This is a genomic window from Streptomyces sp. NPDC002328, assembly GCF_042890065.1.
GTDB lineage: Bacteria > Actinomycetota > Actinomycetes > Streptomycetales > Streptomycetaceae > Streptomyces.
Window position 1 is genome coordinate 18,560 of sequence record NZ_JBIARQ010000001.1, and the last position, 20,453, is coordinate 39,012.

Genomic DNA, 20,453 nt, shown 5'->3' on the forward strand with positions numbered 1-20,453 from the left:
TGTGAGTGACGTCCGTGAGTGACGAGACCCCCATCTGTTCCGCCAAGGGCTGCCGTGTCGACGCGGTGTGGGTGCTGGCGTGGAACAACCCGAAGATCCACACGCCGGAGCGGCGGAAGACGTGGCTGGCCTGCGAGGAGCACCGCGAGCACCTGTCGCAGTTCCTCGGCGTCCGGGGGTTCCTGAAGGACGTGGTCCGCTTCGAGGACTGGCAGGCGCCCGCGGGGTCCTAGGGCTCCAGAGCTCCGGGGCTCCAGGTCTCAGGGCCTCAGCCGCCGATCGCGGACATCGGTCGGTCCGGCTGGACGAACGAGGGGTCGTCCAGGCCCGCGCCGGTCTTCTTGCCCCACATCGCCAGCCGCCAGATACGGGCTATCTCCTCGTCGGGGGCGCCGGAGCGCAGGGCCGCCCTGAGGTCGGTCTCCTCGCGGGCGAAGAGGCAGGTGCGGACCTGGCCGTCGGCGGTGAGGCGGGTGCGGTCGCAGGCCGAGCAGAACGGGCGGGTGACCGAGGCGATCACGCCCACGCGGTGCGGGCCGCCGTCGACGATCCAGCGTTCCGCCGGGGCCGAGCCGCGCTCCTCGGAGCCCTCGGGGGTGAGGTCGAAGCGGGTGCGCAGGGCGGCCAGGATGTCGCCGGCCGTGACCATGCCGTCGCGCTTCCAGCCGTGCTGGGCGTCCAGGGGCATCTGCTCGATGAACCGCAGCTCGTAGTCGTGCTCGACGGCCCAGGCCAGCAGGTCGGGGGCCTCGTCCTCGTTCAGGCCGGGCATCAGGACGGTGTTGACCTTGACCGGGTTGAGATCGGCGTCGCGGGCGGCCTGGAGGCCTTCGAGGACGTCCTTGTGGCGGTCGCGGCGGGTGAGCGCCTTGAAGACGTCCGGGCGGAGCGTGTCCAGGGAGACGTTGACGCGGTCCAGGCCGACGGCCTTCAGGGCCGCCGCCGTGCGCTTGAGGCCGATGCCGTTGGTCGTCAGCGACATCTGGGGGCGCGGGGTCATGGCGGCGACCCGCTCGACGATGCCGACCAGGCCGGGGCGCAGCAGGGGCTCGCCGCCGGTGAAGCGGACCTCCTCGATTCCCAGGGAGGTGACCGCGATGTCGATCAGGCGGACGATCTCGTCGTCCGTGAGGAGGTCTGGCTTGGCCAGCCACTGCAAGCCCTCCTCGGGCATGCAGTACGTGCAGCGCAGGTTGCAGCGGTCGGTCAGCGAGACCCTCAGGTCGGTGGCCACTCGGCCGAAGGTGTCGATGAGCACGTGGGCCCCCTCCCTCGTGGTGGATCAGTCCTCTGTCGTCACTTGCGAGCCTACGTGACGGCGCCGACAGCGCGGGGGCCGCCGTAGGGATCTACGACGGCCCCCGCGTGGGGTGGTTCGGCGGGTCGGCTCAGTGGGCGCCGGTTCCGGTGAGCGAGCGCACCTCCAGTTCGGCGTACTTGCCGGTGTCGGGGCCCTCCTTCGACAGGACGGTGCCCAGCCAGCCCATCAGGAAGCCGAACGGGATGGAGATGATGCCGGGGTTCTTCAGCGGGAACCAGGCGAAGTCGGCGTCGGGGAACATCGCCTTGGGGTCGCCGGAGACGACCGGCGAGAACAGCACCAGGCCGACGGCGACGATCAGGCCGCCGTAGATCGACCACAGGGCGCCCTGGGTGGTGAACTTCTTCCAGAACAGGCTGTAGAGGATGGTCGGCAGGTTGGCGGAGGCGGCGACCGCGAAGGCCAGGGCGACCAGGCCGGCCACGTTGAGGTCGCGGGCGAGGGCGCCCAGGCCGATGGAGACGACGCCGATGAAGACGGTCGCCCAGCGGGCCGCCCTCATCTCCTCCTTCTCCGTGGCCTTCCCCTTGCGGATGACGTTGGCGTAGATGTCGTGCGCGAAGGACGACGACGAGGCCAGGGTGAGGCCGGCGACCACGGCGAGGATCGTCGCGAAGGCGACCGCGGAGATCGTCGCGAGCAGGATCGCGCCCCAGGTGGAGTCCACGCCGCCGAGGTGCAGGGCGAGCAGGGGCGCGGCCGTGTTGCCGGACGGGTTGGAGGCGATGATCTCCTCCTGGGAGATCAGGGCCGCCGCGCCGAAGCCGAGGGCGATGGTCATCAGGTAGAAGCCGCCGATGATGCCGATCGCCCAGTTGACCGACTTCCGGGCCGCCTTCGCGTTGGGGACGGTGTAGAAGCGGATCAGGATGTGCGGCAGGCCCGCGGTGCCGAGGACCAGGGCGATGCCCAGGGACATGAAGTCCAGCTTGGAGGTGCCGGTCGCGCCGTACTGGAGGCCGGGCTCCAGGAAGGCGGCGCCCTTGCCGCTGTTCTCGGCGGCCGAGCCCAGCAGGTCCGAGATGTTGAAGTCGAACTTCAGCAGCACCAGGAAGGTGATCAGCAGGGTGCCGCCGATGAGCAGCACCGCCTTGACCATCTGGACCCAGGTGGTGCCCTTCATGCCGCCGATGGAGACATAGACGATCATCAGGATGCCGACGAGGGCGACGATGAGGATCTTGCCGGCGTCGGAGGTGATGCCGAGCAGCAGGGAGACGAGGACGCCCGCGCCCGCCATCTGGGCCAGCAGGTAGAAGATCGAGACGACGATCGTGGAGGTGCCGGCCGCGGTGCGGACGGGGCGCTGGCGCATCCGGTACGCGAGGACGTCGCCCATGGTGTAGCGGCCGGAGTTGCGCAGCGGCTCGGCGACCAGGAGCAGCGCCACCAGCCAGGCGACGAGGAAGCCGATGGAGTAGAGGAAGCCGTCGTATCCGAACAGGGCGATGGCGCCGGCGATGCCGAGGAACGACGCCGCCGACATGTAGTCGCCGGAGACCGCCAGACCGTTCTGGAACGCGCTGAACTGACGGCCGCCCGCGTAGAAGTCGGCGGCGTCCTTGGTCTGACGGCCCGCCCAGACGGTGATGATGAGCGTCGCGACGACGAACAGTCCGAACAGTGTGATGATCAGGGGCCGGTGCTCGCCGGCCTCGCCGGCCGCCATGGTGATCGCGGGGCTCATGCGCCGCCCTCCATCCGGGACTTGATGGCCTCCGCCTTGGGGTCGAGCTTCGCGGCGGCGTGCCGCGAGTACCACCAGGCGATGAGGAACGTGGTGACGAACTGGGCGACGCCGAGGACGAACGCGACGTTGATGTTGCCGAAGAGCTTGGTGCCCATGAAGTCGCCCGCGTAGTTGGACAGCAGGACGTACAGCAGGTACCAGGCGATGAAGGCGACGGTCAGCGGGAAGGCGAAACTGCGGTAGGAGCGGCGCAGTTCACCGAACTCCGCGCTCTCCTGCACCGCGACGAACTCCTCGGTGGACGGGAGCCGGGCTTGCGTTTTCGAGGGGGGCGGTGTCTCGGTGGCCACGGAGTCTCCTCGCGTTGCGGACGACGGGTGTGCGGGGGGCTCGATCGTCCTCGGGCTCCCTGCCCAAGGTCACGGCGGCGCGCGAGGGCCGGTTCAACTCGATCGGGTTCTTTCGCAAGTTGTCGGCCGGTCGTTTTCCGACGCCTTTCCGGGAGCCGCTGAACGAGTCGTTCCGGAAGTCGTCGCCGTAGGTCATTGCTGGCCGGTGAGTCAGGAAGATAGCTTCGGGTGGTACACCCGTCATGTACCTGTCCAGGCACTACCTGTGTCTGGGCCGGTCCCGTTTCCGGATGATGTGGAGACCCCATGGCTCATCTGCCTTCCAGACGCCGTCTCGCCCTCGCGGTGCCCGTCGTGCTGTCGCTGACCGCCTCGCTCGGCTTCCTGCCGACGGCCGCCTCCGCGGCCCCGGTCACGGCCCCCGCCGCGCAGACGACGGCCGCCGGCACCCTGACGTACGTCGTCAACACGAAGGTGGATCCCCGCACGATCAAGTCGGTGGAGAAGGCGATCGCCGCCTCCGGCGGCACGGTCGTGACGACGTACGAGAAGATCGGCGTGATCGTCGTCCACTCGGCGAACCCCGAGTTCGGCCCGCAGATACGCGCGGTGCGCGGGGTGCAGTCGGCGGGTGCGACCCGCACCGCGCCGCTGAGCCTCGCGGGGACCACCGACGAGGGCGCGGCCAAGCTCCTCACGGCGCCCGAGGCCGCGAAGACCGCGAGCGCGTCGGCGAAGGCGGGCGCGAGCGAGCCCCTCGAGGCCGACCAGTGGGACCTGCGCGCGATCGGCGCCGACAAGGCCGCGGAGATCAACCCGGGCAGCAAGAAGGTCACCGTCGCGGTGATCGACACCGGCGTCGACGACACCCACCCGGACCTCGCCCCCAACTTCTCCGCCTCGCAGTCGGCCAACTGCGTCGGCGGCGTCGCGGACACCTCCGAGGGCGCCTGGCGTCCGTACACCGAGCAGGACTACCACGGCACGCACGTCGCCGGTGAGATCGCGGCGGCCCGCAACGGCATCGGCGTCGCCGGTGTCGCGCCCGGGGTCAAGGTCTCCAGCATCAAGGTCAGCGACCCGAAGGACGGCCTCTTCTACCCGGAGAACGTCGTCTGCGCCTTCATGTTCGCCGCCGACCACAGCGTCGAGATCACCAACAACAGCTACTACGTGGACCCGTGGCTGTACAACTGCATGGACGACCCGGACCAGAAGGCCATCGTCGACGCGGTCAACAGGGCGCAGCTGTACGCCCAGTGGCAGGGCACGCTCAACGTCGCCTCGGCGGGCAACTCCAACCACGACCTGGACTCCGACGCGATCGTCGACACCAGCAGCCCGGACGACTCCACCCCGGTGACCCGGACGATCGACCCGCACAAGTGCTTCGACGTGCCGACCCAGTTGGAGGGCGTCGTCACGGTGAGCGCGACGGGCGTCAAGGGCGCCAAGTCGTACTACTCGACGTACGGCCTGAACGCGGTCGACGTGGCGGCGCCGGGCGGCGACCGCTACCAGATCCCGGACACCCCGTCGGCCAACGGCCGCATCCTGTCGACGATGCCGAACAACGGGTACGGCTTCCTCCAGGGCACCTCGATGGCGTCCCCGCACGTGGCCGGCGTGGCCGCGCTGCTGAAGTCCACCCACCCGTGGGCGTCGCCGGGGGCTCTCCAGAAGCTGCTCAAGAAGCAGGCGGACAACCCGGGTTGCCCGACCGAGCCGTACGACGGCAACGGTGACGGCGTCGTCGACGCGACCTGCGAGGGCGACAAGCAGCTCAACGGCTTCTACGGCTCGGGCGTGGTGAACGCGCTGAAGGCCGTGAAGTAGCCGACAGTCGAGGTGAGTTGAGCCAGAAGGGCCGGACGGAGCACCGTCCGGCCCTCCGCGCCTCATCTGGCCCCCGGCATCCGGTGCCCGGCACCCGGTCGAACTGTCGTGCGGGCTTGGCCCCTTCCGTCCGGTTTCGTCTCGTACGCCCGTATGGGGCGTCGGCGTTCGGCGGCGGGATGCTTGCGCGGGGTGTCAGTGAGGGCCCGTATCCTCAGTGACCATGCTTGAAGACCGCATGACCACAGCGTCCTCCCCCACGGAGTGGCCGGCCGCTTATCCCCAGGGGTACGCGGTCGTTGACGTGGAGACCACCGGGCTGGCACGCGACGACCGGATCGTGTCCGCCGCCGTCTACCGGCTGGACGCGCGCGGCGAGGTCGAGGACCACTGGTACACGACGGTCAATCCGGAGCGCGATCCCGGGCCGGTGTGGATACACGGTCTGACGAGCGAGGCGCTGGAGGGCGCGCCCCTCTTCCGGGACGTGGCCGAGGAGTTCGCGGGACGGCTCGCGGACCGGGTGCTCGTCGCGCACAACGCGGTCTTCGACTGGCAGATGATCGCGCGGGAGTACGCGCGCGCGGAGCGCGAGGCGCCGGTGCGGCAGCGGCTGTGCACCATCGCGCTCTCCAAGGAGCTGGCGCTGCCGCTGCCCAACCACAAGCTGGAGTCGCTGGCCGCCCACTTCGGCGTCGTGCAGCAGCGGGCGCACCACGCGCTGGACGACGCGCGCGTGCTCGCGGAGGCGTTCCGGCCGAGTCTGCGGGCCGCGGCGGCGGGCGGGGTGCGGCTGCCGCTGCACGAGTGCCGGCCGCTGACGGAGTGGCAGGACCGGCCCGCGCCGCGCATCGGGCAGCAGGCGAGCGGCCCCGGCGGAGCCCGTGGCGGCTACGGCGGCGGGTACGGGGGCGGCGGCTACCGGCCGAGCAGTTGGCGTCCCTCCCGCAAACGGCCCGCATGCCCCCATCCCAACCCCGGCCGGTATGAAGAGGGCAAACGACTCAAGCAGGGCATGCGGGTCGCGTTCTCCGGGGACACGTCCGTCGAGCGGGAGCTGCTGGAGGACCGTGCGGCCGAGGCCGGTCTGCATGTCGCGACCTCCCTCTCCCGGCTGACCAGCCTGCTCGTCACCAACGATCCCGGCTCGGGCACCTCGAAGGTGGTCAAGGCCCGGCAGTACGGCACGCCGGTGATCGACGAGGCGGCGTTCGGGCAGTTGCTGCGGGACGTGGAGCCGGCCTCGGAGGAGTGACCGTACGGACGGGTGATTGACGGGCGACTCGCCTGGAGCCGCCTCGCCCGCGCCGCGCCGACGGCTCACCCTGTGGCGCATGGCGACATGTGAAGTCTGCGGCAACAACTACGGCATGACCTTCGAGGTGCACGCGCAGGGCGCTGTGCACGTGTTCGACTGCTTCTCCTGCGCGATCCACCGCATGGCACCCATCTGCGAGCACTGCCGGGTGCAGATCATCGGGCAGGGCGTCGAGGTCGAGGGCCACTGGTACTGCGGCGCCCACTGCGCCCGCGCGGAGGGGAAGGTGGGCATCGTCGACCGGGTCTGAAGCGGCCCCCCACGCGCGTGCGCCCCGCGACCGAGTTGTACGGTCGTGGGGTGTACCGCTTCCTGTTGTCCCGGCAGTGGGTGATCCTCACGCTGGTCGCCCTGCTGCTCATCCCCACGATGATCAGGCTGGGCATCTGGCAGATGCACCGCTACGAGGAGCGGACCGCCCGCAACCAGCTGGTCTCCGACGCGCTCGCCGCCGCGCCGGCGCCCGTGGAGACGCTGACGTCCCCGGGGCACGTCGTGACCAGGGACGAGCGGTACCGCAACGTGACCGCCACGGGGCGGTTCGACACCGAGCGGGAAGTCGTGGTCCGGCGGCGCGTCAACGCCGACGAGGAGGTCGGCTTCCACGTCCTCACCCCGTTCGTCCTGACGGACGGCAAGGTGCTGCTGGTCAACCGCGGCTGGATCCCCGCCGACGGCCCGAGCCAGACCGTGTTCCCCAAGGTGCCCGCGCCGCCCGCCGGGCAGATCACCGTCACCGGGCGGCTCATGCCCGACGAGACGACCGCCGCGAGCGGCATCAAAAACCTCAAGGGGCTGCCCGACCGGCAGGTCATGCTGATCAACAGCGAGCAGGAGGCGGAGCGTCTGGGCGCCGAGGTGCTCGGCGGCTACATCGCGCAGACCGCGCCCGCGCCCAAGGGCGACACCCCGCAGCTGATCGGGCGCCCCGGCGACGAGGACGCCGCGCTGAACTATGCGTACGCCATCCAGTGGTGGCTGTTCTCCGCGGCCGTGCCGGTCGGCTGGGTCGTGCTGGTCCGGCGCGAACTGCGCGACCGCCGGGAGGCCGGCACACCGGAGAAGAGCGAGCAGACGGAGCCGGCGGCGGTGTAGCGAACGCACGGAGCCGGCGGCGGCGGAGCGAACGCCCACCGTCCACGTCTGCCCCGCCCCAGCTCCCGCGCCACCGCCCCGCCCGCCACCATGGGCGGACGAGGCAGGCGCGGCGGGTGAGGCAGGCGGGCTCAGCAGCAGCGGCTCTGTGGGTGCTCCTCGCGGTGGCGCGTGCGCAGCACCTGGTACTCGCGGCGGGTGGGGACCGGGGCCCGCGGATGCCGGCGGCGGTGCCGTTCGCAGTAGCGGTCGTACTCCGCCTCCCCGGTCAGCTCCCGCAGATACCAGCGCACCGCCCGCAGGACGCGCGCCGCCCCCGTCCAGCACACCTCCGGCAGCACACGCACCGACCTCACGAGCGCGCCCCCGCCAGCGGCTCCCGCTCCCGCTGTTCCGGCAGCTCGATGCGGGACTCGACGTAGGGCGCCTCCGTCGTCGGGAGTGACCCGGGGGCGCGGACCGCGCGTGCGCACACGACCGCCGCGTTCACGATCACCACCGCGACCAGGAGCAGGAAGAGGGCGATCAGGACGCCGTCGACCGTGGAGTTGGTGACCACCGTGTGCATGTCGTCGAGGGACTTCGCGGGCGGCAGGACCTGGCCGGCGTCGATGGCGTCGGCGTACCGTGTGCGCTGGGCGAAGAAGCCGATCTTGGGGTCGTCGGAGAAGATCTTCTGCCAGCCCGCGGTGAAGGTGATCGCGACCACCCAGGCCAGCGGGACGCCCGTGACCCAGGCCCAGCGCAGCCGGCCGGACTTGACGAGCACCGTCGTGCAGACGGTCAGGGCGATGGCGGCCAGCAGCTGGTTGGCGATGCCGAACAGGGGGAAGAGCTGGTTGATCCCGCCGAGGGGGTCGGTGGCGCCGGTGTAGAGGAAGTAGCCCCAGGCCGCCACGACGAGGGCGCTGCACAGCCAGATGCCGGGCTTCCAGTTGACGCGGCCGACGGGCTTCCAGACGTTGCCGAGCATGTCCTGGAGCATGAAGCGGCCGACCCGGGTGCCCGCGTCCACCGTGGTCAGGATGAACAGCGCCTCGAACATGATGGCGAAGTGGTACCAGAAGGCCTTCATCGCCGTGCCGCCGAAGACGCCGGAGAAGATCTCCGACATGCCGACGGCCAGGGTGGGCGCACCGCCGGAGCGGGCGATCAGGGTCTGCTCCTCGACCGCCTTCGCGGCCTGGGTGAGCTGGTCCGGGGTGATGCTGAAGCCGAGGCCGGCCACCGCCTGGGACGCGGACTCGGCGGTGGCGCCGAGCAGGCCCGCCGGCGCGTTCATCGCGTAGTAGAGGCCCGGCTCCAGCGTGGCCGCGGCGATCAGCGCCATGATCGCGACGAACGACTCCATCAGCATGGCGCCGTAGCCGATCATCCGGACCTGGGACTCCTTCTGGATCAGCTTGGGGGTGGTCCCGGAGGCGACCAGGGCGTGGAAGCCGGAGAGCGCGCCGCACGCGATGGTGATGAACAGGAAGGGGAACAGCGAGCCCGCGAAGACCGGGCCGGTCCCCGAGGTGGCGAACTCGGTCACCGCGTCCGCCCTGAGCACGGGCGCGGCCACGACGACGCCGACCGCGAGCAGCGCGATGGTGCCGATCTTCATGAAGGTGGAGAGGTAGTCGCGCGGCGCGAGCAGCATCCACACGGGCAGCACCGAGGCGACGAAGCCGTAGCCGACCAGGCAGAAGACGAGGGTCGTCGGGCTGAGCGTGAACGCGCCGGCCAGCGAGGAGTTCTGCACCCAGCCGCCGCCGACGATCGCGAGCAGCAGCAGCGCCACGCCGATCAGGCTGGTCTCGACGACCCGGCCCGGACGGAAACGGTGCAGCCAGAAGCCCATGAACAGGGCGATCGGGACGGTCATCGCGACGGAGAAGGTGCCCCACGGGGAGTGGGCGAGCGCGTTGACGACGACCAGCGCGAGCACGCCCAGCAGGATGATCATGATGGCGAAGACGGCGATCAGGGCGGCGGCACCGCCCGCCCGGCCGATCTCGTCCCGGGCCATCTGCCCCAGCGACTTGCCGTCCCGCCGCATCGACAGGAACAGCACCACCATGTCCTGCACGGCTCCGGCGAAGATCACGCCGGCGACGATCCACAGGGTGCCCGGCAGATAGCCCATCTGGGCCGCGAGCACCGGGCCCACCAGCGGTCCCGCGCCGGCGATCGCGGCGAAGTGGTGGCCGAGCAGCACCCGGCGGTCGGTGGGCTGGAAGTCGACGCCGTCCTCCAGCCGCTCGGCCGGGGTGGCGCGGCGGTCGTCGGGCCGCAGCACGCGCCGGGCGATGAAGCGGGAGTAGAACCGGTAGGCGATGGCGTACGAGCCGAGCGCGGCCACCACCAGCCAGACCGCGGAGATCTCCTCGCCCCGGACCAGCGCGACCACGCCCCAGGCCACCGCGCCCAGCAGGGCGACGGCGGACCACGACAGGATCGAGCGCAGTGACATACGCGACTTTCCCGGCCCCGTTCGGCCGGTTTCGGGCAGGGTGGACGCAGGCATGGCGGCTCCTCGCTCGGACTGCGGGGTGAAAGCGCCCGGCCGCTCGGGCGAGCGGCCGGACCAGCGAAGACGCGGCCCGTGGGCTCCCGTCCGCTGTCGGTCTGTGCAAGAGTTGCCCGCCCGCCGGATCCGGTTGACAGCGAATGTCCGGAACATTTCCCGCAGGTCTCCGTCAACCGAACGGGCCCTCCGCGCAACTGACGCGTGAGGGCACAGGCACACCAAGGACGGTGACCCATGGCCGACGGCGCCATGACCGCGACGTTCCTCGCCGTGATCGGCGGGGCGTCGCTGCTCGCCGTGACCGCGCGCCGGCTGCGCCCGAGCGACCGGCTGCCCTCCCTGGAGGGCTGGGCGCTGGCCGACCGTTCCCTCGGCCCGGTGTGGACCTGGCTGCTGCTCGGCGGCACGATCTTCACCGCGTACACCTTCACGGCCGTCCCGGGACTGGCGTACGGCAACGGAGCGCCCGCGTTCTTCGCCGTGCCGTACACGGTGATCGTCTGCCCGCTCGCCTTCGTCCTGCTGAGCCGGCTGTGGAGCGTGGCCCGCCGCAACGGTTACGTGACCGCCGCCGACTTCGTGCGCGGCCGGTACGGGTCGCCGTCGCTGGCCCTGGTGGTTGCGCTGACCGGGATCCTCGCGACCATGCCGTACCTGGCGCTGCAACTGCTGGGGATCCGGGCGGTGCTGACGGCCGGGGGCGTCTCCCCGCGGGGCGTGGCCGGCGATCTGCTGATGGTGGCGCTGTTCGCGGGGCTCGCGGTGGCCACCTACCGGCACGGGCTGCGCGCGCCCACGGTGATCTCGGCGCTGAAGGCGGTCGCGGTGTTCGTGTCGGTGACCGCCGTCTGCTGGCTGGTGCTGTGGCGGCTGGGCGGGCCCGGGGCGGTGTTCGAGAGCGCGGCACGGCGGCTGGGCGGCACGGACGTGGCCCACTCGCCGCTGCTGCTCTCCCCCGAGCAGCAGCCCGCGTACGCCACCCTCGCGCTCGGCTCCGCGCTGGCCCTGCTGATGTACCCGCACGTGCTCACCGCGGGGTTCGCCGCCGACGGTCCGCGCACCCTGCGCAAGGTGTCGGTGGCGCTGCCGGCCTGGACCGGGCTGCTCGCCCTCTTCGGGTTCCTCGGCGTCGGGGCGCTCGCCGCCGGGGTGCGCGCTCCGGCGGGCGCCGCCGAGTCCGCCGTCCCGATGCTGGTCGACCGGCTGATGCCCGCGCCGCTGGCCGGGCTGGTGTTCGCGGCGATCACCGTGGGCGCGCTGGTCCCGGCCGCCGTGATGTCGATCGCCGCGGCCACGAGCTTCGTGCGGAACGTGTACGTCGAGTACGTCCATCCGACGGCCACGCCGAAGCGGCAGGTGCGTATCGCGAAGGCGGTGTCGCTGACCGCGAAGGCCGGGGCGGTGGCGTTCGTGTTCGGGCTGCGCGACCAGGACGCCGTCAACCTGCAACTGCTGGGCGGGGTGTGGATCCTCCAGATCTTCCCGGCGGTGGCCGTGGGCCTGTTCACCGGGCGGCTGCGTCCGCGGGCGCTGCTCGCCGGGTGGGCGGCGGGCATGGTGACGGGGACCTGCCTGGTGGTGCGGGAGGGGTTCTCGTCGATCGTGACGCTGGGCTTCGGACCGCTGGAGATCTACGCCGGGCTCGCTGCCCTGGTGGTGAACCTGACCGTCGCGGTGGCCGGCAGCGCCGTCCTCGCGCGTCTCGGCGTCCCGCGCGGCGCCGACTCGACCGACCTGCCGTCCCGCCTGGTCCTCAGGCGGCGCCCCGAGACGGGAGCGAACAACCCGTGACACGACGACGCCCCATCCCCCTGCGGCGACCCGGCACCGGACCGTCCGCCGAGCCGCTCGCGGCGACCGTGACCGGATCGGCCGGACCGGCTGGACCCACCGGGCTGGCTGGCCCCACCGGGCCGACCGGGCCGACCCGACCAACCGGGCGTGTCGGCCCGTTCGCCGACGCGCCGCCGGCCGCCGAGCCGCTCACCGGCGTGCCCCGTCCCGCCGACCCGTTCACCGCAGAGCCCTTCGCCGCCGACCCGTTCGCCGCCGAGCCGCAGGCCGCAGACCCGTTCGCCGCCGACCCGTTCACCGCGGAGCCGCCGGCCGCCGACCCGCTCGCCGACGTCCCCCGCCAGGCGGAGCCGTTCGCCGCCGTCGCCGATCCCGGCGAGCGGGAGCGCGAGGCCGGTGTCGCCCGGCTCTTCGAGCTGCACTACTCCTCGATGCTGCGGCTCGCCGTGCTGCTCGGCGCCGACGACCCGGAGAACGTGGTCGCCGAGGCCTACTACCAGATCTACCGCAAGTGGCGGCGGCTGCGGGACACCCAGGCGGCGGAGGCGTACCTGCGCTCCACCGTCTGCAATCTGACCCGGATGCGGATACGCCACCTCCAGGTCGCCCGCCGGCATGTGGAGGTCCCCCCGGAGCTCCCGGACGAGACCGTCGCCTCCGCCGAGAGCGCGGCCCTGCTCCGCGACGACCAGCGCGTCCTGATCGACGCCCTCCAGCAGTTGCCGGCCCGGCAGCGCGAGGCGCTCGTGCTGCGACACTGGCTCGGGCTGAAGGAGGGCGAGATCGCCGCCGCGATGGGCATCTCCTGCGGCTCCGTCAAGACCCACACCTCCCGCGGCCTGGCCGCGCTGACCCAGGCGATGGAGGCCCGGCGATGACGCACCGAGACGCGACTCCGTCGCACGGCACCGGTCAGGACCGCACCGAGCGGGAACTGCGCGAGGCGTTGGAGGCGCTGGCCGGCGGCGTGCGGCCCGCCCCGGACGCCTACCGCACGGCGCGCGGCGAATGGCTGCGCCGCGAGCGCCGGCGGCGGCTCGTGCTCGCCGTGCTGATCGCCGTCGTCTTCGCCCTGGCCACGCTGATCGGGCTGTGGGTGCTGAACCAGGCCCCCGCGCACCCCGGCGTGATCTTCTCCGGCGCGGGCGGCGAGGTGAGCCACGCCTCGCTCCCCCGGCCCGCGTCACTCCCCCGGCCGCACCCCTGATTGCCCGGGGGGCCCGCCGGGAACCCGCACCCCGTGCACCCCCGTATCGAGGACTACGCCCTCATCGGCGACGAACAGACCGCCGCCCTGGTCGGCAGGGACGGCTCGATCGACTGGCTGTGCCTGCCCCGCTTCGACTCCGGCGCCTGCTTCGCGCGCCTCCTCGGCGACGAGAACAACGGCCACTGGCGCATCGCGCCCGCGGACGCCGAGGGCCCCTGCACCCGCCGCGCCTACCGACCCGACACCCTGGTGCTGGACACCGAGTGGGAGACGGCCGAGGGCGCGATCCGGGTCACCGACCTGATGCCGCAGCGCGACCGCGCCCCCGACGTCGTACGCGTCGTGGAGGGCCTGCGCGGCCGGGTCACCGTGCGCAGCACACTGCGGCTGCGGTTCGACTACGGCTCGGTCGTGCCTTGGATGCGCCGGGTCGACGGCCACCGGGTGGCGGTCGCCGGGCCGGACTCGGTCTGGCTCCGCAGCGAACCCGCCGTGCGCACCTGGGGCGAGGACTTCTGCACGTTCTCCGAGTTCACGGTGGAGGAGGGCGAGTCCGTCGCGTTCGTCCTGACCTGGCATCCCTCGCACCATCCGCGTCCGCCGCTGGTCGATCCGCACGAGGCGCTGCGCCTCAGCGTCGCCGACTGGCGGGCGTGGGCGGCGCGCTGCCGCTACGACGGGCCCCACCGGGACGTCGTCGTGCGTTCCGTCATCACCCTCAAGGCCCTGACCTACGTCCCCACCGGCGGGATCGTCGCCGCGCTGACCACCTCCCTGCCCGAGGAGCTGGGCGGGGTGCGCAACTGGGACTACCGGTACTGCTGGCTGCGCGACTCCACCCTCGCCCTGGGCGCCATGCTCGCCGCCGGCTACCAGGAGGAGGCCGAGGCCTGGCGCAACTGGCTGCTGCGCGCCGTCGCGGGCGACCCGGCGGACCTCCAGATCATGTACGGGCTGGCGGGCGAGCGCCGGCTCCCCGAGTGCGAGCTGCCCTGGCTGTCGGGCTACTCCGGCTCCACACCCGTACGCATCGGCAACGGGGCCGTGGACCAGCTCCAACTGGACGTCTACGGCGAGGTCATGGACTCGCTGTCGCTGGCGCGGATCGCCGGCATGACGCCGCCGCCGCACATGTGGGCGCTCCAGTGCTCGCTGATGAAGTGGCTGTGCGAGCACTGGCGGCAGCCGGACGAGGGACTGTGGGAGGTGCGCGGCGGGCGCCGCCAGTTCACGCACTCCAAGGTGATGGTGTGGGTGGCCGCCGACCGGGCCGTCCGCACGCTGGAGGAGTACCCCGCGCTCGACGGCGACCTGGAGCGGTGGCGGGCGCTGCGCGACGAGGTGCACCGCGAGGTGTGCGAGAAGGGCTACGACCCCGAGCGGAACACCTTCACCCAGTACTACGGCTCCCGTGAGCTGGACGCCTCCCTGCTGCTCATCCCGCGCCTGGGCTTCCTGCCGCCCGAGGACCCGCGGGTGACCGGCACCGTGGACGCGGTCCGCACGGAACTCGGCCACGGCGGGCTGGTGCGCCGTTACAGCACCGACGGGACGGCCGTCGACGGCCTGCCGGGCGACGAGGGCACCTTCCTGGCCTGCTCGTTCTGGCTCGCGGAGGCCCTGCACCTGACGGGCCGCACCGACGAGGCGCGGGAGCTGTTCGAGCGGCTGGTGGGCCTCGCCAACGACGTGGGCCTGCTGGCGGAGGAGTACGACCCGGTGGCGGACCGCCACCTCGGCAACTACCCGCAGGCCTTCAGCCACATCGGCCTGGTGAACACCGCCCTCGCCCTCCTCGGCGGCAAGGGGGCAGGATAGGGACCATGGATCTTGGACTGAGGGACCGGGTGTACGTCGTCACGGGGGCCACGCGCGGCCTCGGCAACGCCGCCGCGCGGGAGCTGGTCGCGGACGGTGCGAAGGTCGTCGTCACCGGGCGGGACGAGCAGCGGGTCGCCGACGCGGCGGCCGAGCTGGGACCGAACGCGCTCGGGGTCGCCGTGGACAACGCCGATCCGGAGGCTGCCGCGCGGCTGATCGCCGCCGCGCGGGACGCCTTCGGCGGCTTCGACGGGATCCTGGTGAGCGTGGGCGGGCCGCCGCCGGGGTTCGTCGCCGACAACACGGACGAGCAGTGGCAGTCGGCGTTCGAGTCGGTGTTCCTGGGCGCGGTGCGGCTCGCGCGGGCGGCGGCGGCCGAGCTGGAGGCCGGGGGCGTCATCGGGTTCGTGCTGTCCGGGTCGGTGCACGAGCCGATCCCCGGGCTGACGATCTCCAACGGGCTGCGGCCCGGGCTCGCCGGGTTCGCGAAGTCGCTCTCGGACGAGCTGGGCCCGCGGGGAGTGCGGGTGGTGGGGCTCCTGCCGGCCCGGATCGACACGGACCGCGTGCGCGAGCTGGACGCGCTGTCGGCGGACCCGGAGGCGACCCGGGCCGCCAACGAGTCCCGCATCCCGCTGCGCCGGTACGGCGCGCCCGAGGAGTTCGGCCGGGTGGCGGCGTTCCTGCTGTCCCCGGCCGCTTCCTATCTGACGGGCCTCATGGTGCCGGTCGACGGGGGCATGCGGCACGGGTTCTGATCCCGGCGGGTTCAGGTCCCGGCGGCGCTCAACTCACCCTTTCCGCCGCGTGCTTGGCCGTCTTCAGGCGTACCTCCGCGGGCAGGGCCTTCAGGGCGGCCGAGTCCCGCGCGTGGGTCAGCGCCTGTGTCGTCAGGTGGTTCAGGGCGTCCGCCGGGTCCACGTGGGGTTCCAGGAGGAGGCGCACGTGGGCCTCGGGGGCGTGCCGGCGGCCCTTGAGGTGGGTGTGGGCCTGGGCCACGCCGTCCAGGCGGGCGGCGTCGCCGTTCAGGACGCCCTCCAGGGCGCGCCCGCGCAGCAGGGCGCCCGCGCCGTCCCCGGTGTCGACGAGCACCTCGCCGAGCCGGCGGCGGCGCAGATCGGCGATCAGCCACCACAGGGCGAGCAGGACGAGCAGCGCGAGCACGGCGATGACGACCGGCCACCACCACGTCTCGTCCCGCCAGCGGGTGCGTTCGGCGGCGCTGAGCAGCACGTCCCGCTTGCCGTCGTGGATCCACCAGGCGGGCGACGGGGCGCCCAGGCCCACGGCGAGCACCGCGCCGCCGACGGCCAGCAGGACGAGTCCGACGAGTCCGGTCACCACGCGGTTGACGGTCCTGAGCATCGTCGTCATCCCTTCCTGCCGAGCCGGCGCACCCGCACCGACAGCGCGGGCGGCCGGGACAGGCCCAGGCCGCGGACCGCGTCGCCGAGCACGGCGTCGAGATCGGCGCGTACGTCGTCGAGGTCGCGGAAGTGGGAGACCGCGTGCACGTCGGCCTTGCGGCGGCGCGCGCGCACCCGCACCGACTGCACGCCGGCGACCTCCATGGCCCGGTCGCGCAGCACCAGCGCGGCGGCGGCGCGGTGGAGTCCGGCGCGGACGTCGGGGTGGGCGCGGCTCATGGGCAGGACCTTTCGCAGGCCGGGGGTGACGGCGAGAACCACCAGCCACAGGCCGGCGGCGGCCGCGACGCCCGCGCCGACGAGCACCCAGGTGTCGTCCAGGGGGCGTTCGGCGAGCTGCCGGGCGAGCGCGCGCCGCGCGTGCAGGGCGGGCCGGTCGGCGCGCACGGCGGCGACGTCGTAGAGCAGGACGCCCGCGAGGGCCAGGAGCAGCAGGGCGACGACGGCCGCCGGGACGCGTCGCGCGGACCAGAAGCGTCCGCCGCGTGTGGTCGGGGCGGGGCCCGGCCCTGCTTCCCGTGGGCCCTGCGGATCGTGCGGGTCCTGCGGTTCGTGCGGGTCGTGCGGGTCCTGTGGGGGCTTGTCCAGGACCGGCAGTCGTTGCGTGCTGCCCTCGGAACTCCGGGGCTCGCTCATCGCGTCCTCCCGTGCGCCGGGCCGTGTGCCGCCGTCAGATGCAGTCGTTCGACCTGCACGGCGACCTCCGGCACCTCCATTCCCACCAACGCGCCTACCCGCTCGGTGACATGACGACGCACCGCATGACAGCGCGGGCCGATGTCGGTCGGGTAGTCGAGTTCGAGGTGTACGCGGACGCGGGCCGCCTCGTGATGCACGACGACGGTGGCCTGCGGACGGGCTGCCTCGGGCGGCAGCGGTCCGACGGCCTCGCGGGCGGCCTGCGCGGCCACCTTGGCGACGACCCGGTCGGCGATCCGGGTCGCGCCGCGCTCCCCCGGTGGGACGACCGCCGCGGGCGGGCGTCCGCCGGGGGCCTCGGTCCCCTCGTTCACCGGTGTCACCGGCGCCGGTCGTCACGGGTGCGGGTGTGGAAGAAGTCGCCGAAGTCCAGGTCCCCTTCCAGGAACCGGCCGACGACGAAGCCGACGGCGCCCAGCGCCGCCACCAGCAGAAAGGCCCCGAACCCACCGAAGTATCCGGCGAAGCCCAGTGCCATGCCGGCGATCAAGCCGACCACGGCCATGCTCAAGGTGCACTCCCCTCAGCGGTCCGGTCGCCCGGCCGCCGACGCGTCACTGGATCCGGGGCTCCGGCTCCTCGTCCTCTTCCTCGGGCAGCTTCACGTCGCTCACCGCGATGTTGACCTCGACGACCTCCAGACCGGTCATCCGTTCCACCGCCGCGACGACGTTCTCCCGTACGTCCCGGGCGACGTCCGAGATCGACACGCCGTAGTCGACGACGATCTCCAGGTCGAGCGCGGTCTGCACCTCGCCGACCTCCGCCTTGACCCCCCGGGTCACCGACTTCCCGCCGGGCACCCGGTCCCGTACGGCGCCGAAGGTGCGGCTGACGCCGCTGCCCATCGCGTGGACTCCGAGGACGTCCCGGGCCGCGAGGCCGGCGATCTTCTCCACGACTCCGTCGGCGATGGTGGTCCGCCCACGGCTCGCCGGGTCCTCGCCGCCCCGCCGGGTGGTCTTGCGGGTCTGGACCGGTTCCCCGCCGCCGTCCGGGGGCTGTGTCCGGTTCTGCTCGGTCGTCTCGCTCATCGCCGTACGTCCTTTGCGATTTACGTCATGTGTGAATTGTCGTCCTTCTGCCACATTAAGCGCCGTTGCCCGACCTCGCCCCGGGGATACGGCAGGCTGGAGGAATGACGGCTGATCGGTGGACGCGAGCGGTGCGGGAACAGCTGGGCCTGGGCAGACTGCTCCCCTTGGGCGGACCGGGGGACGGCGCGTGGATCGCGGAGGGCGCGGCGCGGGCGGCGCTGCGGCAGGCGGTGCGGGGCCTGCCGGGCGTGCGGCTGGGGGAGTTGCGGATCGCGCTCGCGGATCCGTCCGACGCGCACGAGCCGGCGGTACCGCCCCCGCCGACCGGACTACCGCCGGGCCCCCTACGAGTGACGGCCGACTTCACCGCGACGGCGTCGGAGCCACTGCCGGCCACGGCCTCCCGCCTCCGCGAGGCCCTGAGCTCCGCCGCGGCGCGACGACTGGGCCTGACGGTGACAGAGATCGACCTACGGGTGACGTCACTGCTGGACGCCGGGGAGGAGGCTGCGCCGGCCGGGTCGGAACCGGGGGTGGCGGCGGGGCCGGAGGCGGGCGCGGCCGACGCGGCCTCGGTGGGTGACGCGCCCACAGAAGGCGACGTGGCTCGGGTGAGCGCCGTGGCTCTGGGTGTGCCCGGAGTGGTGGGGCTCAGTTCCGTGGTCGGGAGGGCTGTGTATATCGAGGAAGGGGAGGTCGTGGGGGTCTCGCTGGCTCGGCGGCATGTGCGGGTGCAGTTTGCCGTGAGTGCGGCCTGCCGGGCGGTGGACGTGGCCCGGCAGGTCCGTGTGGCGGTGTCGGAGGCGTTGCCTGATCATCCGACGGTGGCGGTGCTGGTCACCGACGTGCGGTGACCGGGCCGTTCACTCGCCGAGGCCGGCCAGGTCCCGCAGACGGCGGGCCTGCGAGGCGCGTTCGGCGCCGCGCTGCTCGTCGTAGGTGCGGTCCGCGGCGCCGCGGAGCAGCGCCTTGGTCTCGATGACCGCCTCGCGCGGGGCGGCCAGGATCGCCGCCGCCAGCTCGCGGACCGTCGCGTCGAGGTCCGCCGCCGGTACGGCGATGTTGGCGAGGCCGGAGCTCACCGCCTCCTCCGCGTGCACGAAGCGGCCGGTGAGGCAGATCTCGGCGGCGCGGCCGTAGCCGACCAGGGAGACGAGGGGGTGCGTGCCGGTGAGGTCCGGGACCAGGCCGAGGCTCGTCTCGCGCATGGCGAACTGCACGTCGTCGGCGACGACGCGCAGGTCACAGGCGAGCGCGAGTTGGAAGCCCGCGCCGATGGCATGCCCCTGCACGGCGGCGATCGACACGATGTCGTTGCGCCGCCACCAGGTGAAGCCCTCCTGGAACTCCGCGATGGCGGCGTCGAGTTCGGCGTCGCCACTGCGCGCGAGTTCGATGAAGGACGGTTCGCCCTCGATCCCCTCGGGCGTGAACATCTGCCGGTCGAGCCCGGCGGAGAAGGACTTGCCCTCGCCGCGCAGCACGACCACACGGACGGAGCCCGGCAGCTGACGTCCGGCTTCGGCGAACGCACGCCACATCGCGGGGCTCTGCGCGTTGCGCTTGGCCGGACTGGTCAGCGTCACCGTGGCGAGCGTGTCGTCGACGGTGAGCCGTACGCCGTCCTTGTCGAGCAGGGGAACGAGTTCCTGGTCGGGCGAAGCCATGGGGCGCCTCCGGTGGGTGCGGTCAGCAGAGCATGCTGTGAGCGGTGCTAAGTGACTGCACAGTAACCACCCGGCCGACCTGGTGGTCCCCCCGGGCCCCTCTCAAAGGCCTGGGAAGAGACCGACCGGGTGGCCACCGCAGAAGCCCGGTGGAGCCGCCCGGGTCAGGACGAGGCGGCCTTCTTGCCCCGCGTCGCCCCGCCACGCCCACGGAGCGTGACGCCCGACTCGCTGAGCATCCGGTGTACGAAGCCATACGAGCGGCCGGTCTCTTCGGCCAGCGCCCGGATGCTCGCACCGGAGTCGTACTTCTTCTTCAGGTCTGCCGCGAGCTTGTCGCGCGCGGCGCCGGTCACCCGGCTGCCCTTCTTCAGAGTCTCGGCCACCCGTGCCTCCTCATGGGAAGTGCGCTCTGGTCCCCTCATGATCACCCCTCCGGGCCCCGATGGCCACCCATTCGGCAAGGTCCGTGCGACATGGTTTTGACGACAGGAGTGCGTACCCACAAGCGGAACCTCCGCTTCCAGGCGGTGATGTTCGTACGGCCGAACGGGTTGTTCCGCGAAGTCCCAGGTCAGAGACGCGCGACGGCCGATCCTCCGTCGAAGGGAGGATCGGCCGCGAAATGGATGTAGGACACACCTCGATACGAGGAGATCTCACACAGATGATGGAT

General features: G+C 72.4%; 23 protein-coding genes. 11 read left to right on the forward strand and 12 right to left on the reverse strand.

Features of this window, described 5'->3' with window-relative positions:
* Positions 1-14 precede the first annotated feature (14 nt).
* Positions 15-233 carry a hypothetical protein gene (locus ACFYX4_RS00075; protein ID WP_130437472.1) on the forward strand — a complete coding sequence of 73 codons (219 nt, stop codon included), beginning with the start codon at positions 15-17 and terminating at the stop codon, positions 231-233.
* A gap of 35 nt (positions 234-268) precedes the next feature.
* Here ACFYX4_RS00075 and moaA read toward each other — a convergent pair whose 3' ends face one another.
* The 3 genes from moaA to ACFYX4_RS00090 form a co-directional block, all read right to left on the reverse strand.
* Positions 269-1,258 (reverse strand): GTP 3',8-cyclase MoaA, encoded by a 990-nt coding sequence (gene moaA / locus ACFYX4_RS00080; RefSeq protein WP_389323191.1) that lies wholly within the window; start codon positions 1,256-1,258, stop codon positions 269-271.
* 130 nt (positions 1,259-1,388) lie between these two features.
* Positions 1,389-3,008, reverse strand: a complete 1,620-nt coding sequence (locus ACFYX4_RS00085; RefSeq protein ID WP_389323194.1) for a cation acetate symporter — start codon at positions 3,006-3,008, stop codon at positions 1,389-1,391.
* The gene (locus tag ACFYX4_RS00090; protein WP_389323197.1) at positions 3,005-3,361 is read right to left on the reverse strand and encodes a DUF485 domain-containing protein; all 357 of its coding nucleotides are present in this window, start codon (positions 3,359-3,361) and stop codon (positions 3,005-3,007) included. The genes ACFYX4_RS00085 and ACFYX4_RS00090 overlap by 4 nt, the downstream gene beginning before the upstream one ends.
* A gap of 306 nt (positions 3,362-3,667) precedes the next feature.
* Between ACFYX4_RS00090 and ACFYX4_RS00095 the strand changes: the two genes are divergently transcribed.
* From ACFYX4_RS00095 to ACFYX4_RS00110, 4 genes are all read left to right on the forward strand, one after another.
* Complete coding sequence (locus ACFYX4_RS00095; protein WP_389323200.1) at positions 3,668-5,197, forward strand: S8 family serine peptidase; 1,530 nt, start codon at positions 3,668-3,670, stop codon at positions 5,195-5,197.
* 223 nt (positions 5,198-5,420) lie between these two features.
* The gene (locus ACFYX4_RS00100) at positions 5,421-6,452 is read left to right on the forward strand and encodes a DEDDh family exonuclease (RefSeq protein ID WP_389323203.1); all 1,032 of its coding nucleotides are present in this window, start codon (positions 5,421-5,423) and stop codon (positions 6,450-6,452) included.
* Between the two features lie 79 nt (positions 6,453-6,531).
* Positions 6,532-6,765 (forward strand): hypothetical protein, encoded by a 234-nt coding sequence (locus ACFYX4_RS00105; protein ID WP_188291435.1) that lies wholly within the window; start codon positions 6,532-6,534, stop codon positions 6,763-6,765.
* Positions 6,766-6,815: 50 nt separating this feature from the next.
* Positions 6,816-7,610, forward strand: a complete 795-nt coding sequence (locus ACFYX4_RS00110) for an SURF1 family protein (protein ID WP_389323206.1) — start codon at positions 6,816-6,818, stop codon at positions 7,608-7,610.
* Positions 7,611-7,741: 131 nt separating this feature from the next.
* Here ACFYX4_RS00110 and ACFYX4_RS00115 read toward each other — a convergent pair whose 3' ends face one another.
* Positions 7,742-7,957: a YbdD/YjiX family protein gene (locus ACFYX4_RS00115; RefSeq protein ID WP_389326632.1), complete on the reverse strand. Its 216-nt coding sequence runs from the start codon at positions 7,955-7,957 to the stop codon at positions 7,742-7,744.
* Between the two features lie 5 nt (positions 7,958-7,962).
* On the reverse strand, positions 7,963-10,119 hold the full coding sequence (locus ACFYX4_RS00120) for a carbon starvation CstA family protein (protein WP_389323209.1): 2,157 nt from the start codon (positions 10,117-10,119) through the stop codon (positions 7,963-7,965).
* A gap of 237 nt (positions 10,120-10,356) precedes the next feature.
* On the opposite strand from ACFYX4_RS00120, the gene ACFYX4_RS00125 reads away from it, so the two are divergent.
* The 5 genes from ACFYX4_RS00125 (at position 10,357) to ACFYX4_RS00145 (ending at position 15,705) form a co-directional block, all read left to right on the forward strand.
* Entirely contained in the window at positions 10,357-11,913 is a 1,557-nt protein-coding gene (locus ACFYX4_RS00125; protein ID WP_389323212.1) for a sodium:solute symporter, read from the forward strand.
* A 200-nt stretch (positions 11,914-12,113) separates the two neighbouring features.
* Positions 12,114-12,794 carry a sigma-70 family RNA polymerase sigma factor gene (locus ACFYX4_RS00130; protein WP_389326635.1) on the forward strand — a complete coding sequence of 227 codons (681 nt, stop codon included), beginning with the start codon at positions 12,114-12,116 and terminating at the stop codon, positions 12,792-12,794.
* Positions 12,791-13,123 carry a hypothetical protein gene (locus ACFYX4_RS00135; RefSeq protein ID WP_389323215.1) on the forward strand — a complete coding sequence of 111 codons (333 nt, stop codon included), beginning with the start codon at positions 12,791-12,793 and terminating at the stop codon, positions 13,121-13,123. Before ACFYX4_RS00130 ends, ACFYX4_RS00135 begins: the two co-directional genes overlap by 4 nt.
* A gap of 33 nt (positions 13,124-13,156) precedes the next feature.
* The gene (locus ACFYX4_RS00140) at positions 13,157-14,944 is read left to right on the forward strand and encodes a glycoside hydrolase family 15 protein (protein ID WP_389323218.1); all 1,788 of its coding nucleotides are present in this window, start codon (positions 13,157-13,159) and stop codon (positions 14,942-14,944) included.
* A gap of 5 nt (positions 14,945-14,949) precedes the next feature.
* Complete coding sequence (locus ACFYX4_RS00145) at positions 14,950-15,705, forward strand: SDR family oxidoreductase (RefSeq protein ID WP_389323220.1); 756 nt, start codon at positions 14,950-14,952, stop codon at positions 15,703-15,705.
* Between the two features lie 28 nt (positions 15,706-15,733).
* Here ACFYX4_RS00145 and amaP read toward each other — a convergent pair whose 3' ends face one another.
* From amaP to ACFYX4_RS00170, 5 genes are read right to left on the reverse strand one after another with little or no spacing between them, the layout of a single operon-like run.
* A complete protein-coding gene (amaP, locus tag ACFYX4_RS00150; RefSeq protein ID WP_389323223.1) occupies positions 15,734-16,321 on the reverse strand; it encodes an alkaline shock response membrane anchor protein AmaP in 588 nt (195 codons plus the stop codon).
* Positions 16,318-17,010: a DUF6286 domain-containing protein gene (locus tag ACFYX4_RS00155; RefSeq protein WP_389323226.1), complete on the reverse strand. Its 693-nt coding sequence runs from the start codon at positions 17,008-17,010 to the stop codon at positions 16,318-16,320. The genes amaP and ACFYX4_RS00155 overlap by 4 nt, the downstream gene beginning before the upstream one ends.
* Positions 17,007-17,396 carry a hypothetical protein gene (locus ACFYX4_RS00160; protein ID WP_389323229.1) on the reverse strand — a complete coding sequence of 130 codons (390 nt, stop codon included), beginning with the start codon at positions 17,394-17,396 and terminating at the stop codon, positions 17,007-17,009. The genes ACFYX4_RS00155 and ACFYX4_RS00160 overlap by 4 nt, the downstream gene beginning before the upstream one ends.
* A complete protein-coding gene (locus ACFYX4_RS00165) occupies positions 17,393-17,584 on the reverse strand; it encodes a hypothetical protein (RefSeq protein WP_389323232.1) in 192 nt (63 codons plus the stop codon). The genes ACFYX4_RS00160 and ACFYX4_RS00165 overlap by 4 nt, the downstream gene beginning before the upstream one ends.
* Before the next feature lie 43 nt (positions 17,585-17,627).
* The gene (locus ACFYX4_RS00170) at positions 17,628-18,107 is read right to left on the reverse strand and encodes an Asp23/Gls24 family envelope stress response protein (protein WP_389323235.1); all 480 of its coding nucleotides are present in this window, start codon (positions 18,105-18,107) and stop codon (positions 17,628-17,630) included.
* 104 nt (positions 18,108-18,211) lie between these two features.
* Here ACFYX4_RS00170 and ACFYX4_RS00175 point away from each other — a divergent pair, with 104 nt between their 5' ends.
* On the forward strand, positions 18,212-18,964 hold the full coding sequence (locus ACFYX4_RS00175; protein ID WP_389323238.1) for a nucleopolyhedrovirus P10 family protein: 753 nt from the start codon (positions 18,212-18,214) through the stop codon (positions 18,962-18,964).
* Between the two features lie 9 nt (positions 18,965-18,973).
* Here the strand turns inward: ACFYX4_RS00175 and ACFYX4_RS00180 are convergent, their stop codons facing one another.
* Both ACFYX4_RS00180 and ACFYX4_RS00185 read right to left on the reverse strand, forming a co-directional pair.
* Positions 18,974-19,777 carry an enoyl-CoA hydratase/isomerase family protein gene (locus tag ACFYX4_RS00180; protein ID WP_389323241.1) on the reverse strand — a complete coding sequence of 268 codons (804 nt, stop codon included), beginning with the start codon at positions 19,775-19,777 and terminating at the stop codon, positions 18,974-18,976.
* 164 nt (positions 19,778-19,941) lie between these two features.
* A complete protein-coding gene (locus tag ACFYX4_RS00185; protein WP_004002281.1) occupies positions 19,942-20,163 on the reverse strand; it encodes a helix-turn-helix domain-containing protein in 222 nt (73 codons plus the stop codon).
* Positions 20,164-20,453 lie beyond the last annotated feature (290 nt).